The sequence below is a fragment of the Eubacterium sp. AF16-48 genome, from assembly GCF_003479405.1.
In the GTDB taxonomy this organism is placed as follows: Bacteria; Bacillota; Clostridia; order Lachnospirales; family Lachnospiraceae; genus Eubacterium_G; species Eubacterium_G segne.
Genome location: NZ_QUHB01000007.1, coordinates 84,889 through 104,715, shown reverse-complemented (window position 1 = coordinate 104,715; position 19,827 = coordinate 84,889). Strand labels below are relative to the sequence as shown.

The 19,827-nt window shown below is 35.2% G+C and carries 25 protein-coding genes and 1 pseudogene; 23 read left to right on the top strand and 3 right to left on the bottom strand.

Annotated features, from left to right (window positions below):
* Positions 1-9: 9 nt before the first annotated feature.
* Both DWW68_RS09180 and DWW68_RS09175 read right to left on the bottom strand, forming a co-directional pair.
* Positions 10-711 carry a response regulator transcription factor gene (locus DWW68_RS09180; protein WP_118589486.1) on the bottom strand — a complete coding sequence of 234 codons (702 nt, stop codon included), beginning with the start codon at positions 709-711 and terminating at the stop codon, positions 10-12.
* A 134-nt stretch (positions 712-845) separates the two neighbouring features.
* On the bottom strand, positions 846-3,212 hold the full coding sequence (locus DWW68_RS09175) for an endonuclease MutS2 (protein WP_118589485.1): 2,367 nt from the start codon (positions 3,210-3,212) through the stop codon (positions 846-848).
* Positions 3,213-3,346: 134 nt separating this feature from the next.
* Between DWW68_RS09175 and DWW68_RS09170 the strand changes: the two genes are divergently transcribed.
* The 12 genes from DWW68_RS09170 (at position 3,347) to DWW68_RS09115 (ending at position 11,382) form a co-directional block, all read left to right on the top strand.
* Positions 3,347-4,297, top strand: coding sequence for an HD domain-containing protein (locus tag DWW68_RS09170; RefSeq protein ID WP_118589484.1), 951 nt, complete (start codon positions 3,347-3,349; stop codon positions 4,295-4,297).
* Positions 4,298-4,316: 19 nt separating this feature from the next.
* The gene (gene rlmD, locus DWW68_RS09165) at positions 4,317-5,720 is read left to right on the top strand and encodes a 23S rRNA (uracil(1939)-C(5))-methyltransferase RlmD (protein WP_118589483.1); all 1,404 of its coding nucleotides are present in this window, start codon (positions 4,317-4,319) and stop codon (positions 5,718-5,720) included.
* Between the two features lie 111 nt (positions 5,721-5,831).
* Positions 5,832-5,996, top strand: coding sequence for a hypothetical protein (locus tag DWW68_RS09160; protein WP_243053081.1), 165 nt, complete (start codon positions 5,832-5,834; stop codon positions 5,994-5,996).
* A 496-nt stretch (positions 5,997-6,492) separates the two neighbouring features.
* Positions 6,493-6,618: a hypothetical protein gene (locus DWW68_RS13825; RefSeq protein WP_279220114.1), complete on the top strand. Its 126-nt coding sequence runs from the start codon at positions 6,493-6,495 to the stop codon at positions 6,616-6,618.
* An 80-nt stretch (positions 6,619-6,698) separates the two neighbouring features.
* Complete coding sequence (locus tag DWW68_RS09150) at positions 6,699-6,968, top strand: hypothetical protein (RefSeq protein WP_118589481.1); 270 nt, start codon at positions 6,699-6,701, stop codon at positions 6,966-6,968.
* A 145-nt stretch (positions 6,969-7,113) separates the two neighbouring features.
* Positions 7,114-7,464 carry a helix-turn-helix transcriptional regulator gene (locus DWW68_RS09145; protein WP_118589480.1) on the top strand — a complete coding sequence of 117 codons (351 nt, stop codon included), beginning with the start codon at positions 7,114-7,116 and terminating at the stop codon, positions 7,462-7,464.
* The gene (locus DWW68_RS09140; RefSeq protein ID WP_118589479.1) at positions 7,448-8,299 is read left to right on the top strand and encodes a KilA-N domain-containing protein; all 852 of its coding nucleotides are present in this window, start codon (positions 7,448-7,450) and stop codon (positions 8,297-8,299) included. Before DWW68_RS09145 ends, DWW68_RS09140 begins: the two co-directional genes overlap by 17 nt.
* Positions 8,296-8,430 (top strand): hypothetical protein, encoded by a 135-nt coding sequence (locus DWW68_RS13820; RefSeq protein ID WP_279220117.1) that lies wholly within the window; start codon positions 8,296-8,298, stop codon positions 8,428-8,430. The genes DWW68_RS09140 and DWW68_RS13820 overlap by 4 nt, the downstream gene beginning before the upstream one ends.
* A gap of 82 nt (positions 8,431-8,512) precedes the next feature.
* On the top strand, positions 8,513-8,950 hold the full coding sequence (locus tag DWW68_RS09135; protein WP_243053079.1) for a putative sulfate exporter family transporter: 438 nt from the start codon (positions 8,513-8,515) through the stop codon (positions 8,948-8,950).
* Between the two features lie 19 nt (positions 8,951-8,969).
* The gene (locus tag DWW68_RS09130) at positions 8,970-9,356 is read left to right on the top strand and encodes a helix-turn-helix domain-containing protein (protein WP_118589477.1); all 387 of its coding nucleotides are present in this window, start codon (positions 8,970-8,972) and stop codon (positions 9,354-9,356) included.
* Between the two features lie 321 nt (positions 9,357-9,677).
* On the top strand, positions 9,678-10,679 hold the full coding sequence (locus tag DWW68_RS09120) for a calcium/sodium antiporter (protein WP_021952011.1): 1,002 nt from the start codon (positions 9,678-9,680) through the stop codon (positions 10,677-10,679).
* A gap of 16 nt (positions 10,680-10,695) precedes the next feature.
* Positions 10,696-11,382, top strand: coding sequence for a TMEM165/GDT1 family protein (locus DWW68_RS09115; protein WP_118589475.1), 687 nt, complete (start codon positions 10,696-10,698; stop codon positions 11,380-11,382).
* Positions 11,383-11,870: 488 nt separating this feature from the next.
* Here the strand turns inward: DWW68_RS09115 and DWW68_RS09105 are convergent, their stop codons facing one another.
* A complete protein-coding gene (locus DWW68_RS09105; protein WP_243053077.1) occupies positions 11,871-12,191 on the bottom strand; it encodes an MATE family efflux transporter in 321 nt (106 codons plus the stop codon).
* Positions 12,192-12,293: 102 nt separating this feature from the next.
* Here DWW68_RS09105 and DWW68_RS13900 point away from each other — a divergent pair, with 102 nt between their 5' ends.
* The 11 genes and pseudogenes from DWW68_RS13900 to DWW68_RS13605 form a co-directional block, all read left to right on the top strand.
* A complete protein-coding gene (locus tag DWW68_RS13900; protein ID WP_347497901.1) occupies positions 12,294-12,497 on the top strand; it encodes an MATE family efflux transporter in 204 nt (67 codons plus the stop codon).
* A gap of 447 nt (positions 12,498-12,944) precedes the next feature.
* Complete coding sequence (locus tag DWW68_RS09095; protein WP_118589473.1) at positions 12,945-14,312, top strand: MATE family efflux transporter; 1,368 nt, start codon at positions 12,945-12,947, stop codon at positions 14,310-14,312.
* A gap of 334 nt (positions 14,313-14,646) precedes the next feature.
* Positions 14,647-14,763 (top strand): annotated as a pseudogene (locus DWW68_RS09085) (sugar O-acetyltransferase); the annotation flags it as partial.
* Between the two features lie 9 nt (positions 14,764-14,772).
* Positions 14,773-15,114: a M15 family metallopeptidase gene (locus tag DWW68_RS09080; protein WP_118589472.1), complete on the top strand. Its 342-nt coding sequence runs from the start codon at positions 14,773-14,775 to the stop codon at positions 15,112-15,114.
* Positions 15,115-15,268: 154 nt separating this feature from the next.
* Entirely contained in the window at positions 15,269-16,819 is a 1,551-nt protein-coding gene (locus DWW68_RS09075) for a polysaccharide biosynthesis protein (RefSeq protein ID WP_118589471.1), read from the top strand.
* Between the two features lie 115 nt (positions 16,820-16,934).
* Positions 16,935-17,528 (top strand): hypothetical protein, encoded by a 594-nt coding sequence (locus DWW68_RS09070; RefSeq protein ID WP_118589470.1) that lies wholly within the window; start codon positions 16,935-16,937, stop codon positions 17,526-17,528.
* Between the two features lie 153 nt (positions 17,529-17,681).
* A complete protein-coding gene (locus DWW68_RS09065; protein WP_118589469.1) occupies positions 17,682-18,416 on the top strand; it encodes a hypothetical protein in 735 nt (244 codons plus the stop codon).
* Positions 18,417-18,516: 100 nt separating this feature from the next.
* The gene (locus DWW68_RS09060; RefSeq protein ID WP_118589468.1) at positions 18,517-18,792 is read left to right on the top strand and encodes a DUF6323 family protein; all 276 of its coding nucleotides are present in this window, start codon (positions 18,517-18,519) and stop codon (positions 18,790-18,792) included.
* Positions 18,774-19,049, top strand: coding sequence for a DUF6179 domain-containing protein (locus tag DWW68_RS09055; protein ID WP_301331905.1), 276 nt, complete (start codon positions 18,774-18,776; stop codon positions 19,047-19,049). The genes DWW68_RS09060 and DWW68_RS09055 overlap by 19 nt, the downstream gene beginning before the upstream one ends.
* 16 nt (positions 19,050-19,065) lie before the next feature.
* Positions 19,066-19,338: an acylphosphatase gene (locus DWW68_RS09050; RefSeq protein ID WP_118589466.1), complete on the top strand. Its 273-nt coding sequence runs from the start codon at positions 19,066-19,068 to the stop codon at positions 19,336-19,338.
* 160 nt (positions 19,339-19,498) lie between these two features.
* The coding region (locus DWW68_RS13605; RefSeq protein WP_347497958.1) for a hypothetical protein at positions 19,499-19,827 on the top strand (329 nt) is incomplete at its 3' end.

The window sequence follows — 19,827 nt, the reverse complement described above, 5'->3', positions numbered from 1 at the left end:
ACGCTCCGATTATTTATGTACCTCAAATCTGTAACCAACGCTCCATACAGTTCCAATTGACCACTCATCTGTGTCGGCAATTTTTTCACGGATACGCTTAATGTGAACATCTACGGTTCTTGTGTCACCGGCGTATTCATAGCCCCAGATATGGTCAAGAAGCTGTTCTCTTGTAAATACCTGATTTGGTGAAGAAGCAAGGAAATACAAAAGTTCGATTTCCCTAGGAGTCATTTCCACAGGTTTTCCTTTATAAATAACCTCATAGTTTGAAAGATTAATAATCAAATCCTTGTATTCAACACGCTTTTCAGAAGGAGAAACAGCAGGCTGTGGAGCCGCAGTATATCTTCTTAAAACAGCCTTAACCCTTGCCACTAATTCCTTTGAATCAAAAGGCTTTATCATGTAATCATCTGCTCCAAGCTCAAGACCTAAAACCTTATCAAAAACTTCTGTTTTAGCAGAAAGCATAATAATAGGAGTTTTTGAAGTTTTTCGTATTTCACGACAAACCTCATATCCGCCTATTCCCGGAAGCATTAAGTCAAGAAGCACCAGATCAGGTTTGTAGTCCCTGAAAGCCACCAGTGCAGAATTACCGTCATGCTCAATTCGTGTGTCAAAGCACTCCTTTGTTAAATAAAGAGATACTAAGTTTGCGATGTTTTCATCATCATCAACAATTAAAATTTTCTGTTTGCCAGCCATTTGTTATCCTCCCTTTGAAATCGCAGTAAACTGCTTTTTATATATGTTTATGGTATTCTAAAATATCATGCTAATTATAATCAAATAATGTTAATAAAGTTAAAATAAATTGTAAACTGTGATAATAAGTCAATTTATTTAAATTCCACAACAGTAGCTCCTGCGCCACCTTCACCGTGCTCGCCGTTTCTGTAAGACTTTACATAAGGACATTTTTTCAGGTGAGTCTGTATGGCATTTCTGAGAGTACCGGTACCTTTGCCGTGTATAATATATACCTGAGGAAGATGTGCTAAATAAGCATCGTCTAAATATTTATCAAGTTCAAATAATGCCTCATCCACGGTTTTACCAATAAGATTAAGCTCCATTTTAACATTTAAGGATTTGTTCATCTTAATCTTTCCACTGCCGGTGCGGTTAAGTCCCGGTGCCTTAATATCAGGTTCATCAATAATTTCTAAGTCCTTAATATTAACTTTAGAATTAAGTATACCCATTTTTACCGTTAAATTACCGTCGGCATTAGGCAATGTTACCACAGAACCATTTAGGTTCATGCTAAGAACCTTGACTCCTGTTCCAATCTTAAAGTCAGAAGGCTTATAGGTCTTTTTCTGCTTAGAAGATTTCATGGAAGCTGAGCTTTGGTTTTTCTTAATTTTTGAACCGACGCTGCTTCGCGATTTCTCCAATTCCTTCATATTGCCGGATTTACCGTATTTGTTAATGGTTTTAATAGCTTCATCAGCAGTTTCCTTAGCCTCTTTAAGAATATCAAGAGCTTCATCACGGGCCTTGGAAAGAATTTTATCCTTCTTTTCATCAAGAGTTTTGTTCTTGATTTCGTAGTCCCGTTTGAGGGAAGCAATCTGTGATTTATATACGGAAATGGTTTCCTTGTCCTTTTCAATTTGGCGTTTCTTTTGTTCAAGTTCTGCCAAAACATCCTCAAACTGTTCATTATCCGCATCAATTCTTGATTTGGCATCATCAATAATATATTGAGGAAGTCCTAATTTTTGGGAAATGGCAAAGGCGTTACTTTTACCCGGAATACCAATTAAAAGGCGGTATGTCGGTCTAAGGGTTTCCACATCAAATTCGCAGCTTGCATTTTGTACCCCCTCCGTGGAAAGGGCAAAAAGTTTTAATTCGCTGTAATGGGTAGTTGCCATGGTACGAACTCCCATATTTTTAAGAAATGACAAAATGGAAATGCCCAGTGCCGCACCTTCTACCGGGTCAGTACCTGCCCCCAATTCGTCAAATAAAACTAAGGAATCCGAGTCAGCTTTTTCTAAAATATTAACTGTATTAACCATATGGGCTGAAAAGGTACTAAGGCTTTGCTCAATACTTTGTTCATCTCCAATGTCAGCAAAAATCTCATTAAATACTCCCAGCTGACTTCCCGGTAAAGCGGGAATATGAAGCCCTGCCTGCCCCATTAAAGACAAAAGCCCTACGGTTTTTAATGAAACTGTTTTACCACCGGTATTAGGTCCCGTAATAATAAGCAGTGTGAAATCTTTCCCTAAATTAACATCAATAGGAACCACCTTCTTTCCGTCAAGGAGAGGGTGTCGTCCCTGCTTAATATTTATAAATCTGTTGCTGTTAAATTCCGGCATGGAAGCTTTCATTTTTTTGGCAAGATTAGCCTTGGCAAAAACAAAATCCAAATATGGAAGAAGCTTTAAGTCACATCTTAACTGGTCAATGTATTCAGCACAGGATATGCTTAAGTTGGCAAGGATAATCTGGATTTCCTCGGCTTCCTTAACAGAGAGCTCCCTAAGCTTATTGTTTAACTCCACAACCGCCGTAGGCTCTACAAAAAGCGTGGAACCGGAAGAAGACTGGTCGTGAATAATTCCCGTTACATTTCCACGATATTCCTGTTTTACAGGTACACAATATCTGCCGTCACGCATTGTAATAAGTGATTCCTGAAGGTAGGTCTTTCCGTTTTGGGAATTAACCAGGGAACTAAGTTGGGAATGAATCCGGTCATTGGTGATTTTCACCTGACGTCTTATATTTTTTAAGTTAAAAGATGCATCGTCTGCAATTTCATCTTCAGATATAATGCATTTTTCAATTTCTTTATTTAAATTAGTAAGAGGCTCAATGGATTCAAATAAATCGTCTAAGCTATCCCTTTCTGCGTCTTCGTTTCTGGAAAAAGTCTTAACACGAAGGGCAACCTTTAAAAGAGAACTAATGCTAAGAAGCTCTCCCACACCTAAGGTACTGCCGATTTCCAGACGTTTAAGGGATTCTCCAATGTCTTTAATGCCTGAAAATGACACACTGCCCTTTTGCCAGATACGCTTTAAGGCATCGTCAGTTTCTAACTGGTTTTTTTTGATTTCATTTAAGTCATTAGAAGGCTTAAGTTCGCTGCACAGCATACGGCCTAAATCACTGCCGGCTTCATCTTTAAGCATGTTTATTATTTTATTATATTCAAGTGTTTTTAACACTTTTTCATTCATAACTAAATTCTCCAATTCTTGTATTTAAGCATATTATCAATTATAATAAATACCGGTATTAAAAGTAAAGAGGTTTTAAACCCTTTATATATTTTTTAGAGGGCATAACAACTATATTATAGAAAGAGGATAATATGAAATTTATTGAGACATTAAGAGAAGGGGAGAGAATTCAGGAGGTTTATCTTTGCAAGCAGAAAAACGTTGCCATGACAAAGACAGGAAAAGAATATGAAAATGTTATTTTGCAGGATAAAACAGGTCAGTTAGATGCTAAAATATGGGACCCGGGTTCAATGGGAATTGACGATTTTGATGCATTAGATTATGTAGAGGTAAATGGTGACATTACGGTTTTTAATAATCAGATGCAGCTTAGCATTAAAAGAGCAAGAAAAGTAGACAGTGATACTGTGGATGCTTCTAATTATCTTCCATGTACTGATAAAAACATTGATGAAATGTTAACAGAGTTACTTAAATTTGTTGCCAGTGTTAATAACAAATATTATAAGCAGTTACTTACAACATTATTCGTGGATAATAAGGATTTTGTAAATGAATTTAAGAAACATTCAGCGGCAAAAAGTGTACACCACGGATTTATTGGAGGCTTGTTAGAGCATACTTTGTCAGTGACAAAATTATGTGATTTTTACACAAAGCAGTACGAACTCCTTAACAGGGATTTGCTTATTACAGCGGCAATCTGTCATGATATAGGAAAGGTTTATGAGTTATCAGATTTCCCTACCAACGATTACACTGACGCAGGACAGCTGTTAGGACATATAGTAATGGGTTCGGAAATGGTGTCAAAAATTATTGCTACTATTCCGGGATTTCCACAAAAGCAGGCAAATGAATTAAAGCATTGTATTTTGGCACATCACGGGGAATTGGAATATGGTTCTCCTAAAAAGCCGGCATTAATAGAGGCGTTGGCTCTTAATTTCGCAGACAATACAGATGCAAAGCTTGAAACAATGAAGGAGCTGCTAAATAGCAACAAAACTACAGGGTCTGATACATGGCTTGGTTATAACCGGTTATTAGAGACTAATGTAAGAAGAACCGGAGAATAATTGGGAGATTTTATTGCGGATGTTTAAAAAAAATGATGTTTTAGAAATTGAAATTACAGATCAGGGAACAACAGGCGAGGGTATAGGCAAGGTTTCAGGCTATACCCTCTTTGTTAAAGATACGGTGATAGGGGATGTGGCAAAGGTCAAGGTTATGAAGGCGAAGAAAAATTATGCCTTTGCAAGACTTGTTGAGATAGTTAAGCCTTCAAAATACCGTGTGGAGCCATTATGCCCTGTGGCAAAAAGCTGCGGCGGGTGCCAGCTTCAGGCAATGAATTATCAGCAGCAGCTTAAATTTAAGCAGGAGAAGGTATTTAATAATATAAGGCGTATTGGGGGAGTGGAAGATTTTGTTATGAAACCTATTATGGGAATGGAGGAATTATGTGTAAAGGGACATGAGGAAAATGGACCTTTTCACTATAGAAATAAGGCTCAGTTCCCGGTAGGAAGGGATAAAGAAGGAAAAATTATCAGCGGTTTTTATGCCGGAAGAACCCATTCCATTATTAGCGTAAATGACTGCCTGTTAGGTACCGGTGTAAATAAGACAGTAATGGATATTGTAAAAATGTATATGACATTAGAAGGGGTGAAGCCTTATGACGAGGTAACCCACAAAGGTGTTGTGCGTCACGTTTTAATCAGGGAGGGAAAACATACCGGTCAGGTAATGGTTTGCATTATTATAAATGGTGACAAATTACCACAGGTTGACCGTCTTGTGGAGCAGTTATTAAAAGTTTCTGGAATGACGGATATTTCCCTAAATATTAATAAGGAAAAAAGCAACGTAATATTAGGGGATAAAATTATAAATCTGTACGGCCCGGGATATATTGAAGATTATATTGGCGACGTTAAATTCAGAATTTCACCTTTGTCATTTTTCCAGGTAAATCCTGTTCAGACGGAAAAGCTTTATTCCAAAGCCATGGAATATGCTAAGCTTACAGGAAGTGAGACAGTTTGGGATTTGTACTGTGGAATAGGAAGTATTTCCTTATTTTTGGCAAAAAATGCAAGAAAAGTTATTGGGGTGGAAATTGTGGAGCCGGCAGTGGAAGATGCTAAAGTCAATGCCCGAATTAACAATATAGAAAATGTTGATTTTATTTCAGGTGCGGCAGAGGATGTGGTTCCTGAGTATTTTCAGAAGCATAAAGATGCACCGGAATGCAATCCGGATGTAATAGTTGTGGACCCACCGCGAAAAGGCTGTGATGAGAAGCTGCTTAATACCATGGTTTTAATGGCTCCAAAGAGGATTGTGTATGTTAGCTGTGACAGTGCTACTTTGGCAAGGGATATTAAGTGGTTAAGTGATAAGGGATATAAGCTGGTGGAGGCAACCCCATGTGACATGTTTGGTCAAAGCGTGCATGTGGAAACAGTGGCACTTTTGGTTCAAAATCTATGAGGCGAAGCATCACATTGACATAAAAGTTGATATGGATGAGATGGATGTTACCGGTGCCGAGAAAAAGCTACATACCAGCAGATTAAAGATTATGTATTAGATAAGTTTGGTTTGAAAGTAAGTAGTTTGAACATTGCACAGATAAAAGATAAGTGTGGTATCAAGGAAAGAAAAAAATATAATACAGCAAAGAGTGAAAGTAGTGCAGAAAGAAAATGCACTCCTGAAAAAGAAAAGGCTATTTTGGATGCTTTCAGATATTTTGCAATGATATAAACAGGTTTTAGGATTATCCTAAAACCTTATACATACCTAGAGAGCTAAACGCTGCTGAGTAATCAGTGGCGTTTTATTTTGTTTAAACCTCACTATGAAGGTAAAAATTCGCTTATCTTTACCATGTGAGTGAGCGACAATTGAACATTATTATTAGATAATATTATTGAACATTAAAACAAAAAACAGCAAAACATCCCTAAGAAGGTAACTTTTTTACCTTACTAGCGAGCGACAACCAATTAAAAACATGAGATAATGTCATAGAACGGTTGTTCGAAAACAAAACAAGAAAAATAATAAACACATTAACCGGTTAGATGTTTATATAAAACTTTAAAAGATTGGAGGTGATGACAGAGTAACGCTGGTATATACAGAAAAATCTATCGCAGAAGAATTAAACTGCAAAGAAAGAACTGTTATCAATGCCATAAACGAGTTGAAGAAAGAGCATTTACTTGAAGTCAAAGAAGATTCCAAAGGCAGAGCCAATGTGTATTATTTATTACTGCCAAAATCTTCAGTAGTCAGTAATGATACATGCAAAAACTTGCAGACCACATATGAAAAAAATGACAGTCATAAAGGCGTAAGCGTGAAAATAATTGCAGATGATTAGTAAAGATTTATTCACACTAGTAACTAATATAGTAACTTATATTAGTAATATCTTTATTAAGTAAAAAGGAGAGAAAAAACATGAATAATATAATAGAAAAAGAATTAAACACAGGATTAAATAATCCTATTAACAACAATACTAACACAGCGGTGTCACCGCAGTGTGAAGAAGATTATGAAGTGATTGATGGAATTAAACATTGTCCGATTTGTCACGAACCTGTTGAAAAAGTTTATGATGTAGATTGCCTAGGACATAGACTTATTTCTGTAGGTTGTAAATGTAGGCAAGAAGAACAAGTTCGTGAAAAGGAACTTGAAGAAATGGAAAGGCATAGAAAGATTTAGAAAAATCTATAAGATGCTCATAATGGTCAGCATTAATCAAAGAAAGTCAATGTCATATTGGCATTGACTTAAATGTAATTAGTGAATATAATGAACGATATACCGAACGATAGATATAACGTACGAAAAAATAAAAGGAGATACTATGATTATAAGTGAGAAAATTTTTATGATTATGAGAGAACAAAAGATGAGTATGAGAGAACTTGGAAGAAGAACAGGAATAACTGCCAGTACTATAAGTGATTGGAATACCAAGAAGATGAATCCGGGAGCAGATAAATTATTAGTTATTAGTAAGGCGCTGGGAGTATCTGTTGAGGAATTGCTTGAAGATACCGACACATTTCAAAAGAAAACAGTTGAAGAGATTGACGTGGAAAAAACGAAAGATGAAGAAATACTTGCGCAGTATCACAGTTTTACGACTGGGCAGAAGAGACATTTATTGGAGTACATGAAGCGATTGGGGGAAGAATATGCAGAAGAAAAATAATATAATTACCGTTCAAAATATACCTATAACAGTAACAACAGATGATGCAAATGATTATATTTGCATAACTGATATTGCCAATGCAAAAAATTCTAATTCAAGAGCAGCGGATGTAGTAAGAAATTGGTTGAGAAATCGTGCGACTCTGGAGTTCTTAGCAACATGGGAAGAAATATATAATCCGGATTTTAAAGTGTTCGAATCTGAACACTTTAAAAAACAGGCAGGATTGCTGACTTTTACACCAAGCGTTTCGGAATGGATTGATCAGACAAATGCAATTGGTCTTTATGTTAAGAAAGGAAGATATGGTGGAACTTTTGCGCATAAAGACATAGCTTTTGAGTTCGCATCAGCAATTAGTCCTGTTTTCAAATTGTATTTAATAAAAGAATTCCAAAGGTTAAAGGAACAGGAAAATGATTTCCAAAAAATTGAATGGAATGCTAAGAGATTCTTATCAAAAAATAATTATTTGATTCAAACAGATGCCGTGAAAAATTATTTGATACCTAAGCAGAATTATAGTGAGAATCTCGAGTGGCTTGCATATGCAAAAGAGGCTGATGTATTAAATGTTGCTTTATTCGGTTTTACTGCAAAAGCGTGGCGTGAGATTAATCCTGAACTTGCAGGAAACAGTAATGTAAGAGATTATGCGACAATCAATGAACTGACAGTTCTTTCAAATTTGGAAACACACAATGCTCAAATGATACGTGAAGGTCGTGACAAAAAAGAACGATTTTTGATATTGAAAGAGATTGCAGATTATCAGTTGAAAATATTAAATGAAGCACAAAGCATAAACAATCAAATTGAGGAGAAACAATGATGAGTGAGAAAACTAAAGTATATACATATACTCGTGTTTCTACAGCCATGCAGATTGATGGATATTCTTTGGATGCACAAAAAAGCAGAGTGAAGAGTTTTGATGATTTTAATGATTTTGAAATTGTATAGGAGGTGCTTATGAGAGAATTTGCCAGAATAGTAACACGATATAGATTACACAAGCGATTAAATGAGTAGGGGAAGTGAAACTTTGAACAAGGCTGTAACGGTAAAGCTTACAAGACCCCTTGCCATTGTCCCCATTACACTGGGATTATCATTGATAATGGCTAAAAAGAGTGCAAAAGAAGACGTTAAGACCGCGAAGTTTAGTTTAAAGAGGGCATTCCCAATGTTTATACTTTATTTCGTGATTGCAGCAATCGTTACCACACTTTGCATACATATGGGAGTTAGTGCGGAAGTGTTCCAGCCAATCAAGGAATTGTCAAAGTTTATGATTATTATGGAAAATAAAAATAAGGACTCAAATATTCTTGAAACAATGCCTGTGGGACCGTTGTTTATTAAAATGGCGGTTGTTGCGTCAATAAGTATATTAAATTCAGTTATGCAGTTCGTTATGCTTTTGCTGCCGGGACTGGTGCAGGGGGCTCAGCCAATATCAAGCTATAATAATACAAAATAAAGCTTGAAGGTGATTTTTTATGGCAAAATATAAGAAAAAATTAGATGATGATATACGGTGTCCCCTCGAATATGGTCTTGCAATATTTGGTGGTAAATGGAAATCCCGTATTATATGCGTATTATCGGCAAATGAAAAACTGCGCTATAGTCAGATTCGCAAGGAGATGTATAACATAACAGATGCGGTTCTGACAACAACATTAAAGGATTTGATAGAGGATGGAATCATTAACCGTAAGTCCTATGATGAAATTCCACCAAAAGTGGAATATTCCCTGACGCAAAAAGGAAAATCTGTTGTCCCTATATTGCAAAGCATCTGTCAGTGGTCAGATGTTTTTTATAAGGAAGATGGCGGAAATGTTCGATGTTACGGAACATACGTTACGTTTCTATACGGATAAGGGACTGCTTCCCTGTCAGCGTGACGGAGTGAAGTTGTTGACACCCCTTAATACATTTGATATTATTTATCAGTAAATTAATATTCCATGAGGGAGTAGTTAGCGCGAAAGTGTGGTTTGTCAACATTCTGATTATAGTAAAGAGTATAATCTGGCAAATCTTAAATAATGAGACTCATGTATATCAATTAACAGCTTATGTATTACACACCAGCTGGTAGTTGATGTACATGAGTCTTTTTTACTTAATATCTGCCGGGTATACCTGTAATATCAGATGTTTTTACAGACGACACTGTTGTGGAGAAAAGGAGAAAAAATATGGAGAAAATTATTAACAACGCCCCATTCGCCCTTGTACTTGTGTTTCTTGTAATAGGTTTTGTCTTACTTATTAAAGGAGCAGATTTTTTTGTGGAAGGAAGTTCAAGTGTAGCAAAGAGATTGCATGTTCCGTCTATAATTATCGGACTTACAATTGTTGCTATGGGAACATCCCTTCCGGAAACAGCAGTCAGTGTATCGGCTTCACTTATAGGCAACAATGAACTTGCAGTAAGTAATGTAGTCGGATCTAATATATTCAACCTGATGGTTGTTATTGGTGTGTGTGCAATGATTGCTGCAGTAAATGTTGCAAAAGAAACAATAAAGAGAGATATCCCATTTTCCCTTGTGTGTGCCGGACTTTTAATGATTTTAGGCATTGTTGCATTTGGTGACAAATCCGGTATGACACTGGGACACTTTGATGGTGTGATATTACTTGGATTCTTTGGAGTTTATTTTTTCTACATGATTAAAATTGCATTAAAGGCAAGTAAAGAAGGCAGAAAAGTCGAGATTGAAGGCGATTGTGATGAAGAAATTAAGCTGGTTTCAGTTCCTATGAGTATATTATTCATAGTTGGTGGAGTAATGGCAATTGCAATCGGTGGAGATATGACTGTAGATGCCGCCTCAAGAATAGCAGGGGAGCTTGGTATGAGCCAGACACTTATTGGACTCACAATTGTCTCAATAGGAACATCACTTCCTGAACTTGTAACTTCAATAGTTGCAGCCGGAAAGAATGAAGTGGATATGGCACTGGGTAATGCAATTGGTTCAAATATATTCAATATACTTATGGTACTTGGTATAGCATCAGCAATCAGCCCAATCAGTATAATTACTGAAAATGTTATTGATTTGTGCGTACTTATGATATTTACGGTATTAGTATGGATATTTGCGGGAACCGGAAATAAAATCGGAAGAATCGAAGGATTAAGTATGGTTGCATTTTATGCAGCGTATATGGTTTACATCATAATAAGATAAAGGAGATATCAGACAAATGTTGTTGTTTGTAAAGGTATTTTTTACTGAATTCATAGCGGAAATGGGAGATAAGACACAGCTTATGCTTATTGCACTTACTTCTAAATATAAATTAAGAGATATTATATTAGGAACTGCCACAGCAATTCTTGTACTTAACGGACTTGCTGTTCTTGCAGGTGGACTTGTCAGTGAATTTATTCCTGACTGGTTGATTAAAACCATTGCGGCACTGGCATTTCTTTATTTTGCCACATCAACTGTCACAGGGGATGATGACGATGAAGAGGAAGAGGGGGGCAAATCAAAGATTAAGTTTGCACCACTGGCAGTTTTTTTCACATTCTTTGTAGCTGAGCTTGGAGATAAGACACAGCTTACAGCCATAACATTTGGCGCTAATGAAGGTATGAGTGTAGCATTTATTGTATGGATTGGATGCTCTCTGGGGCTTTTTGCGGCGGATATTCTTGGAATGTTAGTAGGCTATTTATTAAAGAGTAAAACTCCGGATGGATTGCTTAATACATTGGCATTTGTAATATTTTCTGTATTTGGTGTATACACACTTTATCAGGGACTTAAGCTGATAGGAGCAAGCGTCTTCCCTATACCTGTGCTACCAATACTTATAGCTATAACAATTGCTTTCGTTGCTTTATGTGCCTGTCTTTTCGCAAGAAGAGAGAAGAAAAACAGGTAAGGAAATATACGTGATATACAAATCGGAATTTAACACTTGAGAAAAGAAGAGTAAACATAGCAAAGAAAGATTTGAAGTTATATTTAGAAACGGAAGTGGACTTAAGGATGAAGGGAAGGTTATAGTTACAAAGTAAAATTCAGTTTGATGAAGATAACAAAAATCATTCATGTCCTTTGTTAAATAGTTTTTGAATGTTTTCAGGAAGTTTATCAGGCAACAGGGCATTTATAGTATCTTCGTTACCATCTTTCTGTGCAGTTTCGTAATACCGGCACTTGAAGTTTAAGAGGGAGAGAGTCTTTTGAAGTTCCTGGATTTCAGTTTCAACAGCTGATTTTCTGGCTTCAAATATTTCTTTCCTTTTTTCATAGCTGGAGCTGCCTTCAGATACCCATATAAAAAAATTGCTTTATATCTTTGATCTCAAGACCAGATTTCTTCTTAAAAGATTATAGTGAGAATGATAAAAGTGCATTTGAAAAAGCCTACAATGGTCTGCAAGGCTGGGGAGACTGTCTTGAAAAGACTTCCTTAAAAGGCATGGTTGGTGGTGGAATTGATGCTGCCAACAGAATACCTACAAATACACATCCACAAAAACAAAACGCACAGTATTTTCTTGCTTTTTCTTTCTTGCCTTCTCCTAATGCCCTGGAAATTACAGAAGTCCCGCCTATTCCAAACAAAGTTCCGATGGACATAAAAATCAGATATACCGGTGTCGCAAGAGATACTGTGGCAACCAGTAAAGCGTTATGTGTCTGACCAATAAAAAAGGTATCGACGAGATTATATACAAGTACCATTAGCATAGCTGCCATAGCAGGCATGATTTCAGATTAAATAGGCAATGCAGAAGATTTATTAAAGTAAGATTGCCATTGGCACTTCAGGAATTTTTAACCCAGATGTCATTTTTGGCACTGTGCGCCTTTGTGAATAAACTGGGATTGGAGGCTTCGTCAGGATATGGGGTGGCTTGCAAGATAGTCAATTTTGCAATGTTGGTTCCAAGTGCCCTTATGCAGTCCATGGCATCATTTGTATCTCAAAATGTAGGTGCCGGAAAGCACCACAGAGCAAGAAAGTCCATGTTTACGGGAATGGTGTAGGATTAGCTGTGGGAATTATTGTATTTATGAAAAAAATGCACATGGAATCCAAACGTAAAACAAAAAATATGTCTAAAAAGCAAACGAAAATCAAACGTAAAAAAATACGTTTGATTTTTGCTTTTAAAAGAATATAATATGACAAGACAAAGAAGGGTTGTTATGAGAGAAACAAGAAATTTAGAATATAAAAGACAAATAGCAAATACACAAAAAATGGTAATAGAAAGCAAGTGCCTCTTAGAAATTTGTTTGACTTTTTTTAAAATCAGAAATATAATATCGTATCGAACGAGTAGCAGACTAGCGTAAATCCAGTTTTTGCTACTCTTTTTTGTTTTAAAATATATATAGTGTAATTAAAAAGTGTGTAGCCTATCAGCGTAAGTCCAGCTTATGAAAAAGGCACACACTTTTTTTACGGAAAAAAAGGAGGGTTAAATTAAGATGGCTACAGGTAATAAAATGAAAGAAATGCCGGTAAATAAGCTTATGGTTGAAATGGGAATACCAATGATTTTGTCTATGGCATTGCAGGCAGTCTATAATATTGTGGATAGTGCTTTTGTTGGAAATATGAAAGAGGGAAGTGAAGCAGCATTAAATGCACTTACACTGGTATTTCCGGTTCAGATGTTAATGGTGGCAATTGGAATTGGAACAGGTGTGGGAACCAATGCACTGCTCGCTAGAACCTTGGGACAGGGTAACAACAAAAAAGCCGCAAAGGTTGCAGGAAACAGTTTGTTTTTAGGGGTAATCATCTATGTGGTGTGTTTATTATTTGGAGTAGTTGGGGTAAGGACTTACATTTTATCCCAGACAGTTGATAAGGAAGTTATATCCATGGGAACAGGTTATTTGAGGATATGTTGCGTGTTTTCTTTTGGCATTATATTCTTTTCATTGTTTGAAAAACTGCTACAGGCAACAGGACGTTCTCTCTATTCTACCATTGGTCAGATTGTAGGTGCCGTGGTAAATATTATCTTAGATCCCATTATGATATATGGTATAGGACCTGTTCCTAAAATGGGGGTAGAGGGAGCTGCATATGCAACTATAATCGGACAGATAGCGTCAACAGCTTTGTTATTTACTTTCCATATAAAACTAAATAAAGAGTTTGAACATGGTGTAAAGTATATGAAACCGGAGAGAAGAATTATAAAGGAAATATACGCAATCGGACTTCCGGCAATTATTGCGCAGGCACTTATGTCTATTATGGTTTATGTGATGAATCTGATTTTGAAGTTCAGTCCTTCGGCACAGACTGCGTATGGTCTGTTCTATAAAGTGCAGCAGTTCGTGTTGTTCCTTGCATTCGGACTACGAGATGCAATTACGCCGATTATAGCTTTTGCCTATGGAATGGGAAATAAAAAGCGAATCAAGGCAGGGATAAAATACGGTCTTATATATACGGGAATCTTGATGATTTTAGGAATACTTATTACGGAAATATTTCCGGGGGCGTTTGCAACATTGTTTAATGCAGGACAGTCAAGGGAGTATTTTATCAGTGCAATGAGGATTATTTCAATTAGCTTTATTTTTGCCGGAATCAACATAGCATATCAGGGAATTTATCAGGCATTAGAGGGCGGTATAGCATCCCTTGTAATTTCTCTGCTTAGACAAATGGTTATTATATTACCTTTGGCAGGAATTTTTTCTGTTGCCGTAAGAAATGGTCATATGGGAGTTTCGCTGATTTGGTGGGCGTTTCCAATAACAGAGATTATAGCCTGTCTGGTGGGATATGCATTTTTGAAAAGGATAGAAAAGAGGGAAGTGGAAAGTTTAAGTTAAGATTTGTAAGAATACACTGGTTTAAAGAAGAAATACTATATAAATAGGGATTTTATATCCTAAATATTGATTTATCTCCTAAAATACAATATAATTTAGGAGATAAATTATGGATTGGGATAAAGGGATGAGAAAACAATGGAAGGTTATATGATTTTATTTGTAATAATGATTATTATAGGAATAATCATTATTGTATCAAGTATATATAATAGACAAAAAATAGCACCGTGGCTTTTGATTACCTTGTGCTTAATAGGTATTTTTATGGCAATTATTTCATGGGTAATGCTATTATGTTTGGGCTTTTTTATGAGGTAAGGAAGTAATCAAAGGAAGTGTTGTGACGAAGGATGTTCCATCAATGGTAGTGGCTGCCGGAAATCCTTGCAGGGTAATTCGCAGAGTATGTGAAGAAGATAAAATTCAGGCAAAGGATTTGGCATTTTAGAAAAATAAAATTAAAAAAATCCCAAAAATTGCGAAAACTAAAAGTGTGGGATTATCCTGGGGAGGTGATTGGACCAGCCCGGTGGATATTCCACATTTTTATTTGGGAGAATGGGGAGACACTCCGCTGTATTTAAAAAAGAAATATAGGGATTATGATACTTTTAGAAAATCATGGACAGTTAAAGTTAGCAATGGAAAGGAATTACGAATATGGAATCGAACCAAGACAAGAGCCATTAGGAAAGTGCCAAATGGCAAAAAGGTGGAAGTAATGTTTGTAAAAGGGAAATATGCAAAAGTCAGATACAGGGGAACTGTCGGTTATATGAAATCAGCTTATTTGAAGTAGTGAAAATTGACAGAGGTAACAGGGAAGCATTGGTGACGGATGCTTCCTTGTTGTATATAGAATGGAATATATTAAAATTATACGATATGTGTTAAAATGATTTATTAGCACAGGCAATTTTACAGGAAATACGAATTTTAAGGAAATACTTAATATGAAAGAAAAATCATTAGCAATTCAGGCAGGTATATTGGCATCTGCCGGGCTTACTACAAAAATAATAGGATTTGTTTACAGAATACCTATGGCAAATATATTGGGGAATACGGGAAATGGTATATATTCTGTGGCATTTGGAATCTATGGAATTGTTCTAACACTGTCTTCCTACAGTATGCCGATTTCCGTTTCAAAACTGGTATCTGAAAAGGCAGCAGTAGGAAGTAAAGAAGATTCAATTAAAGTTTTCAGGGTGGCAATGCTGGTTTCAGTTATCGTTGGAGCATTGGCTGCAATGGGATTATATTTTGGAGCGGATGGGCTGGCAGGAGTGTATAACAAAACAGGATTGGAAATGCCATTGAAGGTTTTGGCACCTACTACGTTTATCGTTTCAGTTTTGGGATGCTTTAGAGGTTACTTCCAAGGATATGGGAATATGGTACCAACTGCACTGTCACAGATTATTGAGCAGATAATTAATGCAGTAGTAAGCATCATTGCTGCCGGACAAATTACAGTTTTGATTATTGGGAGCAATAATGAAGCTGCATTGAGAGCAATGGGTGGAACCATGGGAACATGTGCAGGGGCAATGGCGGCACTTGTTTGCGTAATGATAATTTATTATAAAAATAATTCCGGAAACAAAATCAGAATGTCCATATCCTATACTGAGGTAAAAGAAATATTTGCGTCATTATTATCCCTTATGATTCCAATAATATTAAGTCAGACAATTTACCAGATAGGATATACGGTGGATGATTATCTTTTCGCTGATATTATGAGCTTAAAGGGTTTTAAGGAAACGTATATCACTGATTTGCAGGGTGTTTTTAATACGCAATATACCCAAATGATAAATTTGCCAATTGGAATGGCTACAGCATTTGGTGTTTCCGTTATTCCTAAACTGACTACGGCATTTTCCACGAAAAATAAGTTGAAAATTAATCATAATATAGCTCAACTTATTAAAATGACAGGCATGGTAGTATTGCCGGCAGCAGCAGGTCTTACATTATGTTCTGATGAAATAATGAGAGTGCTTTTTCCAAATCTGAGAAGTTTACATAATTTGGCTGCAAATCTGTTATTGTATGGTAGTATATCGGCAGTTTTATATTCATTCTCAACTATTTCAACGTCAATACTTCAGGGATGTAATTATTTTAAGGTACCTGTAATGAACAGTGGAATATCCTTGGGTGTACATATCGTGTTGGTTGTATTTATGATTAAATATACGGATTTGAGAGCCTACGGATTACTTATTGGAGATATTATTTTTCCACTGCTTATATTGATTTTAAATGCAGTATTTATTAAGAAAAAAATATCGCCACAAATCCACTGGGAAAATGCCATTTTAAAGCCTTTGGTAGGAACTTTCATAATGGGAATTGCTATTATAATATTTAAAGTATTGGTAAGAAATACGAATATAAGAAGTCTGTTTTTACTGGTAGCAGAAGTTGTAATTGGAATTGTGGTGTATGGGGGATTTACCATTAAGTTTTTAAAACAGGGAGAGCTAAGTTAATTAAATTAATCAACAAATTAAAATAATTAAGTAACGATTAACTAATGTAAAGCCGAATAAATGCTATAATCATATAAGTTAGAAAATACTTATCAGTTTGAAAGGAATAAAATCCATGAAGAAAGCATTGATTATTATATTTACATTGCTAATCGTTATTTTTGCAGCAAATATTATTTTTTATATAATTACTGACGACACGGTAGTCGGCGTGGTAGAAGATAATATTGTTAATAGGGAAAAGACCTTAGACGAATTTTTTAATATAAAATCCCAAAATCTTGCAACTCATACATATTCAGATAATGTTAGCTCAATAGACGGATACAAAATAAAATTATTAGAATCTGCCATAGATACAAAAAATCATAAGGGTTATTTCAAATTTGAATTGACTTTAAAAGACACAGATATGAGAAAAGTTTTTACAAACGAATCTCCGAAAAATCAACAAACCTTTTGTGAAGAACAGGATGGATATGGACGGTTTGAGTTTTTTGTCAGTCCGGATATGGGAACCGGTACCATAGGTGAAGATGGCGGATTTATAAAACATAAGAACAAGATGTTTATCTATTATTCCTATAACATAGAAGGAACTGATGTTAGTGAACCAAAGGAAGTTTATTTGTGGGACAGAAATGTTATAAGTAATGATTCTTCTACTTCCCATGAAAGCAAGATTGCTGCCGAATTTGTAATTAATTGATAGGTATATGGAAAATGAACCGGGTAAATTCGATTCTCATATTAAAATTGACAATATGTGCATATTAAGGTATCATACAAATAATAAATAAAAGTGTTTTTATACAAAAACAAATAACAGAAAGGCAAAAATGAAAAATTCGAGGGAGGAAAGATGAAGGTAAATAAGAAAATAACGATAATATGCACGTTGGTAGTATTGATAGCTGTAATAGCCGGGGTAATAATTAGGCTTAATAGTGAGGGAAAAGCAAATGTGTATGTTAGCAACTGGAATGGAAAAGATAACAGATATGCAATTTGTCAGACAAATGATGAAAAACGAATCAAAACAAACTATGGTGAATGTTGGACAAGATTTTATTCAACCAAAAGTCTGGATGATTTTGAAAAAGAAAATTCCAAAGATTTTGTAGGAAATTACGATTATTACACAGATAATTATAAGAATGAAGCAAAGTTGTTTTACAATGATAACAATTATTATGTAATTTATAAATCAGAAAAAGACAATGTTTATTGCGCAGATTGTTGTTGTAGTGTCATAAACGGTGCAGTGAGAAATGATATTTACATACCTACGCCTGCAAGTGTGAATTTAAGTAAAGAGATATCAGAATTATATGATAACGATAAAGATTCACTGGTGGGATTTATGTTTGACAATGTATCCTTTGACGATGCTGTTAAGTTCTACAGCAGAATGTCAGAAGAATATGTAACTATTGACAAAACCAATAAGAAGATAACGGTTTCAGGTTTTCATAATAAGGATAAGAAAATTCTTGATAAATTTTTTACCATGGATTGGAATAATCGTACATATTCATACACGGACATGGAGGGGAAAAACATTGTTTATGATGAAAAAGGCTATCATGAACAGTAATATGTCTTTTCATTATCACAAAAATCTATAATTTTCAAGACTGTTACTTGCCTGAAAATGGCGGTATAATCACCAAACTAATATATATTGTGAGGTGTTTATGGAGAGCAAAAACCAGCTTGTAATGTTAATGGAAAAGTATCAGGTGGAAAATATTCTTAGGGTAAACGAATATACGGAAAAATTTGGACTTACCCTTTCAATGGAGGATGCCCGGGTACTGGCAAAATCGAAAAATGAAACTTTGAAGGAAGAGCAAAGGGTGGAATTGGGAGAAAGTATACTTCCAAAAATCATCCTTTGCTTTTGTGATTCTAATTACATTGACCAAAATAATTTTATAATATATGTAATATTATGCTACGACATACATTAGCATGTATATTTATTGGTAAAAATCTTATGAATAAGGCGAAAAAGGAAGATTATGCTAAACTGAATAGTGGCATAATTAAGTTTTCAAGAGAAGATTTAACTAAATACTTTAATAAATATATTCAGGAGATTATAATTAAAAAGTGGGATGGCAACAAAAAATTAGAGGAATACTTAAAGGGAGACATAAACGATTTTGTTGCCGATTTGAAGAACGGAGCAGAGCATAATTGTCTTGAAAAAGTAGTGGTTTTATAAAAGCGATAGGTAAAGGATGGATAAGATGGTTAGAAAACATATAATTTTTTATGGAAGAGTTCAGGGAGTAGGTTTTAGATATTATTCAGTATATAAGGCAAGAGCTTTAGGTCTTACGGGATGGGTTAGAAATCTTTATGATGGAACAGTTGAAATGGAAGTACAGGGGAAAGAGAGCGAGATAGACCAGTTAATAATTTTTTTGCAAAATCAGCGATTTATTCTCATAGAGGATATGAAAGTGAAAAGATTGCCTGTAGTTGATGAAAGAGACTTTTATGAAAAATAAGAGGAAAAGCATAATTACTATCAAAAATAAAGCATAAAAACAGATTTAATAGATTGTTTACAAAAAAACAACAAAAAATTTACAAAAAATATTGTTCCGAAATGGGGTTTCATACGTTGTTAATTATAAGAGGATGATAATTAAGAACGGAGGTATTTTTATGAAAAAATTTATTAAGGGGAATTGTATGAAAAGGGCAGTATCATTAGTGTTGATTGTAGCTTTATCATTAAGTGTTGCAGAATCAATAGGAAGTACAAAAGTGGTGTATGCAGAAGAAAGTAATTTAGCTACAAGTCAGCCGGAAAATACTGACACTTATGTAGAAAATGTAGAACCCGTCAAGCCGGTTATTACCTTAAAGAGAAAAAATAAGAAGGTTACGGTTACTATAAAAAACTGGCAGGAAAATACCGGATATCAGGTTTACGTGAAAAAAAGGGGTAAATACAAACAGATTAAGACAATTAAAAAAAATAAATATTCCTT

What these genes read in the sequence shown, in the direction of transcription:
- DWW68_RS09180 (WP_118589486.1), bottom strand. Translation starts at nt 711, where the DNA reads ATGGCTGGCAAACAGAAAATTTTAATTGTTGATGATGATGAAAACATC.
- DWW68_RS09175 (WP_118589485.1), bottom strand. Translation starts at nt 3,212, where the DNA reads ATGAATGAAAAAGTGTTAAAAACACTTGAATATAATAAAATAATAAAC.
- DWW68_RS09170 (WP_118589484.1), top strand. Translation starts at nt 3,347, where the DNA reads ATGAAATTTATTGAGACATTAAGAGAAGGGGAGAGAATTCAGGAGGTT.
- rlmD (WP_118589483.1), top strand. Translation starts at nt 4,317, where the DNA reads ATGTTTAAAAAAAATGATGTTTTAGAAATTGAAATTACAGATCAGGGA.
- DWW68_RS09150 (WP_118589481.1), top strand. Translation starts at nt 6,699, where the DNA reads ATGAATAATATAATAGAAAAAGAATTAAACACAGGATTAAATAATCCT.
- DWW68_RS09145 (WP_118589480.1), top strand. Translation starts at nt 7,114, where the DNA reads ATGATTATAAGTGAGAAAATTTTTATGATTATGAGAGAACAAAAGATG.
- DWW68_RS09140 (WP_118589479.1), top strand. Translation starts at nt 7,448, where the DNA reads ATGCAGAAGAAAAATAATATAATTACCGTTCAAAATATACCTATAACA.
- DWW68_RS13820 (WP_279220117.1), top strand. Translation starts at nt 8,296, where the DNA reads ATGATGAGTGAGAAAACTAAAGTATATACATATACTCGTGTTTCTACA.
- DWW68_RS09130 (WP_118589477.1), top strand. Translation starts at nt 8,970, where the DNA reads ATGGCAAAATATAAGAAAAAATTAGATGATGATATACGGTGTCCCCTC.
- DWW68_RS09120 (WP_021952011.1), top strand. Translation starts at nt 9,678, where the DNA reads ATGGAGAAAATTATTAACAACGCCCCATTCGCCCTTGTACTTGTGTTT.
- DWW68_RS09115 (WP_118589475.1), top strand. Translation starts at nt 10,696, where the DNA reads ATGTTGTTGTTTGTAAAGGTATTTTTTACTGAATTCATAGCGGAAATG.
- DWW68_RS09105 (WP_243053077.1), bottom strand. Translation starts at nt 12,191, where the DNA reads ATGGTACTTGTATATAATCTCGTCGATACCTTTTTTATTGGTCAGACA.
- DWW68_RS13900 (WP_347497901.1), top strand. Translation starts at nt 12,294, where the DNA reads ATGTCATTTTTGGCACTGTGCGCCTTTGTGAATAAACTGGGATTGGAG.
- DWW68_RS09095 (WP_118589473.1), top strand. Translation starts at nt 12,945, where the DNA reads ATGGCTACAGGTAATAAAATGAAAGAAATGCCGGTAAATAAGCTTATG.
- DWW68_RS09075 (WP_118589471.1), top strand. Translation starts at nt 15,269, where the DNA reads ATGAAAGAAAAATCATTAGCAATTCAGGCAGGTATATTGGCATCTGCC.
- DWW68_RS09070 (WP_118589470.1), top strand. Translation starts at nt 16,935, where the DNA reads ATGAAGAAAGCATTGATTATTATATTTACATTGCTAATCGTTATTTTT.
- DWW68_RS09065 (WP_118589469.1), top strand. Translation starts at nt 17,682, where the DNA reads ATGAAGGTAAATAAGAAAATAACGATAATATGCACGTTGGTAGTATTG.
- DWW68_RS09060 (WP_118589468.1), top strand. Translation starts at nt 18,517, where the DNA reads ATGGAGAGCAAAAACCAGCTTGTAATGTTAATGGAAAAGTATCAGGTG.
- DWW68_RS09055 (WP_301331905.1), top strand. Translation starts at nt 18,774, where the DNA reads ATGCTACGACATACATTAGCATGTATATTTATTGGTAAAAATCTTATG.
- DWW68_RS09050 (WP_118589466.1), top strand. Translation starts at nt 19,066, where the DNA reads ATGGATAAGATGGTTAGAAAACATATAATTTTTTATGGAAGAGTTCAG.